Origin of the sequence: Candidatus Nitrotoga sp. BS (assembly GCF_927797785.1) — a bacterium.
GTDB lineage: Bacteria > Pseudomonadota > Gammaproteobacteria > Burkholderiales > Gallionellaceae > Nitrotoga.
The window spans coordinates 80128-86726 of sequence record NZ_CAKMLL010000035.1; the positions used below are offsets into that span (position 1 = coordinate 80128).

At 47.4% G+C, this 6599-nt stretch carries 8 protein-coding genes and 1 other RNA gene; 1 reads left to right on the forward strand and 8 read right to left on the reverse strand.

Translation table 11 applies throughout. The features are described 5' to 3' along the window. Window positions 1–293 precede the first annotated feature (293 nt). On the forward strand, window positions 294–968 hold the full coding sequence (locus tag MJ769_RS03500) for a tetratricopeptide repeat protein (RefSeq protein WP_239234450.1): 675 nt from the start codon (window positions 294–296) through the stop codon (window positions 966–968). Between the two features lie 377 nt (window positions 969–1345). On the opposite strand, the gene MJ769_RS03505 is transcribed toward MJ769_RS03500, so the two are convergent. From MJ769_RS03505 to MJ769_RS03540, 8 genes are all read right to left on the reverse strand, one after another. Then, a complete protein-coding gene (locus MJ769_RS03505) occupies window positions 1346–1762 on the reverse strand; it encodes a protein YgfX (protein WP_239234451.1) in 417 nt (138 codons plus the stop codon). A 61-nt stretch (window positions 1763–1823) separates the two neighbouring features. After that, window positions 1824–2777, reverse strand: coding sequence for a pseudouridine synthase (locus MJ769_RS03510; protein WP_239234452.1), 954 nt, complete (start codon window positions 2775–2777; stop codon window positions 1824–1826). Next, window positions 2774–3373: a recombination mediator RecR gene (gene recR / locus MJ769_RS03515; protein ID WP_239234453.1), complete on the reverse strand. Its 600-nt coding sequence runs from the start codon at window positions 3371–3373 to the stop codon at window positions 2774–2776. The genes MJ769_RS03510 and recR overlap by 4 nt, the downstream gene beginning before the upstream one ends. A gap of 25 nt (window positions 3374–3398) precedes the next feature. Further along, window positions 3399–3725: a YbaB/EbfC family nucleoid-associated protein gene (locus MJ769_RS03520; RefSeq protein WP_239234454.1), complete on the reverse strand. Its 327-nt coding sequence runs from the start codon at window positions 3723–3725 to the stop codon at window positions 3399–3401. An 18-nt stretch (window positions 3726–3743) separates the two neighbouring features. Next, entirely contained in the window at window positions 3744–5363 is a 1620-nt protein-coding gene (gene dnaX / locus MJ769_RS03525; protein WP_239234455.1) for a DNA polymerase III subunit gamma/tau, read from the reverse strand. A 13-nt stretch (window positions 5364–5376) separates the two neighbouring features. Next, window positions 5377–5907 (reverse strand): acyloxyacyl hydrolase, encoded by a 531-nt coding sequence (locus tag MJ769_RS03530; protein WP_239234456.1) that lies wholly within the window; start codon window positions 5905–5907, stop codon window positions 5377–5379. Window positions 5908–5928: 21 nt separating this feature from the next. Beyond that, window positions 5929–6026, reverse strand: an RNA gene (gene ffs, locus MJ769_RS03535) — signal recognition particle sRNA small type. A 364-nt stretch (window positions 6027–6390) separates the two neighbouring features. Then, window positions 6391–6599, reverse strand: a 209-nt coding sequence (locus MJ769_RS03540) for a hypothetical protein (protein ID WP_239234457.1), incomplete at its 5' end; no start/stop codon positions are given.

Sequence of the window (6599 nt, forward strand, 5' to 3'; positions counted from 1 at the left end):
TTTTACTTTGCGCTAACACTGAGCTGATGACATGGTTAATTCGAACACTTTGTGTTTTATAATAGCAGAGGTGCGTTAGTTATTAAGTAACTAGAGCATCCCAAGACAGCATGCGACGGTCTGCGATTGCGCGGTAAGAAGAATAGGCAAATTTAGCAAGAGTGGGGGCAGTGTCATGCAGCTGCGTGTGGATGGATAATACAGCTTAATAAAAGCTAAATTTTTGTTTTTAAATTTGTAACCTATTATATAGAGAGAGAAATTATGCAGATATTTATAGTGATAGGCGTAATATGGTAGCGCTAACACACCCAGATTTAGCTGAAGATTTTAAGGAAGGAATGATGTTTGTCGCTAACAAGAATTACACCAAAGCGGCAGAATTATTCAAAAAAATCGCTGAGCAAGGACACGCGGAGGCACAGTTCTATTTAGGACTCATGTACGAGGGGGGGCAAGGCGTCACTAAAGATGAGCAGCAGGCTGTGTCTTGGTGGACCAAGTCCGCTGAACAAGGGAACGTATTAGCTCAAAGTAATCTGGGATTTATGTATGAACAGGGTCAGGGTGTTGAACAGGACTACCAGAAGGCTGCAAACTGGTTCCTTATGGCTGCAAAGCAAGGAGATGCGGAAGCGCAATATACGATAGGATTTATGTACTCAAATGGCGATGGTGTTCCACGGGACTACCTGCAAGCTATATTTTGGATGAGCAAGGCTGCAGAACAGGGAGATGTGGCGGCACAATTCAAGGTGGCATTATTGCTTTTAGGGGAAGTACATACACCAGACAATGATGTTCAACAGGATTTTATTGAGGCATATAAATGGTTTAGCATTGCTGCTGTAGATGGTGACGAGAATGCAAAAGATGGGCTAGAGGTTGCGGAATCGTACTTGACACCATCCGCAGTTGAAGAAGCGCAGCGACGAGCAAATGAGTGGATAGCGAATCATAAAAAATGAAATCTTGAATAAGAACTCATTATTTAATTATGGCAATTTCTTAAATGGTGCATCCCTGTTATGCACGTATTGATGACTTGCCATAAATAATGGAACTGAAACTGGAAGGTGCTTGTAGTAGCTTGTGTCAGGGAGTCCTGACCAACCTTCCATCTGTTGGGGTGAGTTACTGCGTTTGCAGCCTGTTGGGTATTAAAGAAAATACGCTGCAAATTTAGCTGGGCAGTGGATATTTTGCCTCTTTCTTTTGGGCAATACAAAACTGTTACCTGCAAAATCGTTAAAACTTACCCTTGCTCAACTAAATTTTCACTACGATTTTTTTAGTTCGACTGGCGACTAGGTAAAAGTAAGCCATTGGATACTTGGGTAAAAAATTAACTTCCCCACCTGAGCCACACGCGTAACTGCCGGAAAGAATCAGTATCCTGGCTGTCCGGCAGGATGATTACGCTCCGCGCAAAGTACGCCCCTTGCGGCAACACATTCAGTATGGTGATAAAAGGAGTAACCAGGCTGTCGGTCAATACCTGTGCGGTGATTTGATCCCCATTGCGCGCAACCAACTGGATTACGTCTCCGTCCAGTAGCAAAGTTTTGTTAGAGGATCGCGCTAATAACCAGGCATCATGCCATAAGTGATACAACAGGCTGGCCATCACAAGCAAGGCCAGTAGTGTCCTCGTCCATATAGGTAAAGCCAATGGAGCCAGAACTGCGAGCGCAGTGCTGTGTGAAGCAACCAATACGATCGTCAAATAAACAGAAGGTTGAAGATTGAATTGCCGTTGCATGGATACTTCCTGTCAACTCCAAATATATGCAATGAAGAATTGGAACTCGGCGTCTATTTCTTCAGGTACGCACTCTATTTTTAAACTGTGTTACGCTACGACGTGCGTCTGCCTTGCCACGAGGAGCGGTACTCATGCCAGTGCCTGATTTTCGGTTTTTATGTCCTGTGTCCATAATCCCATTATCAAATTTTCCAGCCTTGCTTCCAGTCGATTCAGAGACATTTTCCGTGACAGGTTTGGATTCCATGCTCACCCAGTCAAGAATTTGACTCACCTCTCCTGTACCAAGCTCAGCCAGTTCGCCTCGTTTCAAGCGAGGCGGCAGGTTAACAATTCCAAAGCGCACACGTATTAAACGGCTAATCGGCAAACCTAACGCATCGAAGGTACGACGCACAATGCGATTGCGTCCTTCCTTCAACATCAGGCGATACCAGTGGTTGTAACCCTCACCTCCTTCATCGATAAGCCTCTCGAACTTCACCGGACCGTCCTCCAAGGTGATTCCTTCCTTTACCATCTGCTGCATTTGCTCATCGGTCATGCTGCCCTGCACGCGCGCAGCGTATTCGCGCTCCACCTCAAAGCGTGGGTGCATTAGACGGTTAGCCAGATCACCAGAGGTGGTAAATATCAAGAGTCCACTGGTATTAAAATCGAGTCGTCCAATGGCAATCCATTTCATGCTACGCAACTTAGGTAATTTGTCGAACACGTTTGCACGTTTCTTTGGATCATCGCGACTAACAATCTCACCTTCTAGCTTGTGATACAGCAATACACGCGGCAGACTGTCGCTATTTTTTTTAAAGTGAACAATGCGCTTATCGGCACGTACCACATCGTCCTCGGTCACACGCATACCCAGCGTCGCTACTTCTCCGTTCACCGTTATGCGCCCAGCGGAAATCCATTCTTCCATAGTACGACGGGAGCCCAAGCCAATTTGAGCCAATACCTTCTGCAAGCGCTCGCCTTGTTGTGTTTCTTGTTGCGTTGTCTGCTCGTTCATCCCGTAACCTCTCGCCTTTCAAGCACGGCTTGCGCCAGTGTGCCGCTATCCACATGTTCCAGTTCGCCACCCACTGGCAGCCCGCGCGCGATGCGCGACACTTTGATGCCCTGCGCACATAGCAAGATCGTAATGTAGTGTGCAGTGGCATCACCTTCTACGGTGAAATTTGTGGCGAGTATCACTTCACATGTTTTTTCCTGTGCCCGCTTTACTAGCCGCTCAAGGTGCAGTTCACGTGGGCCGATGCCATCCAATGGAGAAAGCCGCCCCATTAGTACAAAATACATGCCGCGATAGCACTGCGCCTGCTCCATCATTAGCAAGTCTGCTGGCATTTCCACCACGCACAGCAGGCTAGCGTCTCGTTTGGGCGAACGGCATAAGGCGCAAATTTCTTCTTCAGAAAAATTATTACACTTGACACAATGATGGATGCTTTCCACAGCATGGCCAAGCGCTCGTGATAGCCTCAATGCGCCTGGCTTGTCGCGTTGCAACAAGTGATATGCCATTCGTTGGGCAGATTTCGGTCCAACACCTGGCAGACAGCGCAAGGCTGCTATCATTTCTTCCAAACTGGAAAGCGAGTTCATCCCAGTACTATAAACATAATGGTTTTCAGAACGGTAAACTCATGCCAGGCGGCAAATTCATTCCCGCTGAGAAACCACTCATTTTTTGCTGCGATACTGCTGCCGCTTGTTTCATAGCATCATTCATTGCCGCCACGATCAAATCTTCCAGCATTTCCTTATCGTCTGATAACAGGCTGCTATCCAACATCACGCGGCGCACATCATGTGCACAAGTCATAACTACTTTCACCATGCCGGAACCGGCTTGACCTTCCACTTCGACTGTAGCCAGCTCGTCCTGCGCCTTTTTCATGTTCTGTTGCATTTGCTGGGCTTGTTTCATCATCCCAGCTAATCCGCCCTTCATCATGTATCTATCCTCCTTGGCTTATTGTATTGATTTAATGGTTTCTTCAAGTATCTGTGCGTCCAACTGTGTCTGCGTCTCACGCACGAATGGGTCTTGCGTAATGGCCTCAATCGCCTGTTGCTTTCGTGTTTGCTTCACTTTCTGTTCGACTGCGGCTGGAGTGGCCATAGTGTTCTCACCTAACATAACCACCAGCCGCACTGGCTGGACGAAATAGTCGGCAAGGGCAGTCTGTAATTTTTCCTGGGCCATTTTATTGGTCAACAAATGTTTGTGTTGCGACGCTAAAACTAAAGTTAACCGCCCATCAACAAAATTTTCCAGTGTGCAATGCTTCGCCAATTCGCGCGCCATACCTTGTACATTCAGTTGCGACAATAATGTACCCCAATCAAGAGTCGAAGAAGTGCTTGTTACTGGGTTGGCTGGCTGTGGAACAGGCTGAACAGGTTGCACTTTCTGCTGCGGCTGTGGCGCAGGTACCGTAGCAGCCTGAGCTACCGGTGGCGCCATTACTTCAGCCGTGCGCTGTTCAGACGGCGTCTTAGCGCCAGCTGGTCTAAATGCCAACATGCGCAACAACGTCATGGTGAAACCAGCATATTCATCGGGCGCAAGATCAATTTCATTACGCCCGTGTATGGCAATCTGATAATACAACTGAATTTCCTCTGCGCTAAAGCTTTGTGCCAGTTCCAGTAAGCGTACTCGCTCCGGCTCATCTTCCGCGATGGCTTGCGGCACTGTCTGCGCCAGAGCAACACGGTGCAACAGAGTCGCCAAATCCTGCAAGGCAACATCAAAGGCCAAGCTGCGACTCTGCATATCGTCAGCAATACGCAGTAAACTGACTCCGTCCCGCAACAGCAAAGCTTGCAACACGTCATATAGATAACTCTGGTCAATTGCGCCTAACATATTACGGACCGTCGCCTCATCGATGCTGGAATCGGAGTAGGCAATAGCTTGATCTAACAGGCTTAGTGCATCGCGCATACTGCCTTGTGCCGCACGCGCCAACAATGCTAGCGCAGCGATTTCAAACGTGATGTTCTCTTGCCCCAACACATACTCTAGGTGAGTAACAATTAACGCGGGCGGCAGTTGTTTCAGATTGAACTGCAAGCAGCGCGACAATACAGTGATGGGGATTTTTTGCGGATCAGTGGTGGCAAGAATAAATTTGACGTGCTCGGGTGGCTCTTCCAGTGTTTTTAACATCGAGTTAAAAGCTGCTTTGGAAAGCATATGTACTTCGTCAATCAAATAAACTTTGTAGCGTCCCAAAGTTGGCAGATATTGCGCGTTATCTAGTACTTCGCGCATATTATCAATGCCTGTATTAGACGCCGCATCCAATTCAATAAGATCAACAAAACGTCCACTGTCGATTTCCATGCAAGCGTTACAAATTCCACACGGTGTGGCGGTAATGCCGCTGACACAATTCAGGGATTTTGCAAAAATGCGCGCGATTGTGGTTTTGCCCACGCCGCGCGTGCCAGTGAACAAATAGGCGTGATGTAAACGGTTTTGTGTCAGCGCATTGCTTAGTGCCTGCACGACATGCTCCTGCCCCGCCAACTGCGCGAAGATCTTAGGTCGCCATTTGCGCGCAAGAACGGAAGTTACTGACAAAATTTATGTTATCTCAAAAATGGTAGGCAAGGCGGATTTGGCTAAAATTAATGCCTGGGTTCGGTTGCTTAATGGAACCATTAGATAGATGCTGAAAACGATAGCCCAGATCGAACTGTTGCCGATCACCGAAACGCAAGCCTGCACCGAAATGATCACCGAATTGAAAAGCAGTACTAAATCTACGGTCGGCATTGATATGAATATCCGAAATTAGATGAACTCCAATCCCTGCTTCCAGATATGGCGCTATGCCGGAAAGATTTTTTTGTTGCAGGCGAAACACTGGAGTAAAACCGACATCAGTAATGTTGTAGTCATTGCCCGCATTGTTTCGGCCATTCCAACGTCCAGCTGAAGCTTCCCAATAGCCAGTCACCAACCAGTTGCCATCGGTAAACCACTTCTTTTCCCAATCCCATTGGGCGCCGACACGCGCCATATTGGTTTTATCGCCACTTCCAATCTCTGCGGAAACACCATCTATGGCCCACACATTTCCATTTAACAATATCAAACCGATCAGTGCACAGATCTTTTTCATTGTCACTCCAGCTTCGAATAAGGAGGCGAGCCTTGCCCCCGGCACTTGCAGTAATAGTTATGGCTGCTTCCTTCCGGATCTGACCAGGTTCACCACCTTGCAATGCGGGGAGGCCCGCCAATTCTTTCAAGTTACTCAATAGCCTGCTACTTCTCACCAAGACGGCGTCACTAACGCTATGAAAAACCTATGTTTTTATACAGCCCGCTTGTTGGTTTCATGCTGAATGCGTCTTGTGCTGAGGATACATATTACGGCTATTGAACTGCTTATAGTGCGCGATCATACTATCAAATGAATCGGCTGGCAAAATTGAGCCTTAGCCAATGTAGTATGAGCCTGAACGAGCGCTGAATTTACAACGAGTTATGAGTGTAGTAATCGGCCTTTGGCCGTAATATCGCAGAAATTTGCTAATGCGACTGAGTTATATGCTGCATTTTACAATGCAAGCTAATTGCTGCAATGAGCCTTTGATCCACGCTAACCATGCTCGAATGAAGTCGCCCAGACTGTCTGCCGCAAAATGACATCAATAAAATGACCGCCCGAGAATCCATTAGGATAAAGTCTTGAAGTGACCTGTGCCTTTAAGAGTGTATCGTCATTTACATCGACAACGCGGTCTGTTAACCAGCCATGGACTAAACCGCTTCGCGGTAGTGGCGCTATGATCCACGAGTTGAGGTTGA

What these genes read in the sequence shown, in the direction of transcription:
- MJ769_RS03520 (WP_239234454.1), bottom strand. Translation starts at nt 3,725, where the DNA reads ATGATGAAGGGCGGATTAGCTGGGATGATGAAACAAGCCCAGCAAATG.
- MJ769_RS03510 (WP_239234452.1), bottom strand. Translation starts at nt 2,777, where the DNA reads ATGAACGAGCAGACAACGCAACAAGAAACACAACAAGGCGAGCGCTTG.
- MJ769_RS03500 (WP_239234450.1), top strand. Translation starts at nt 294, where the DNA reads ATGGTAGCGCTAACACACCCAGATTTAGCTGAAGATTTTAAGGAAGGA.
- MJ769_RS03530 (WP_239234456.1), bottom strand. Translation starts at nt 5,907, where the DNA reads ATGAAAAAGATCTGTGCACTGATCGGTTTGATATTGTTAAATGGAAAT.
- recR (WP_239234453.1), bottom strand. Translation starts at nt 3,373, where the DNA reads ATGAACTCGCTTTCCAGTTTGGAAGAAATGATAGCAGCCTTGCGCTGT.
- MJ769_RS03505 (WP_239234451.1), bottom strand. Translation starts at nt 1,762, where the DNA reads ATGCAACGGCAATTCAATCTTCAACCTTCTGTTTATTTGACGATCGTA.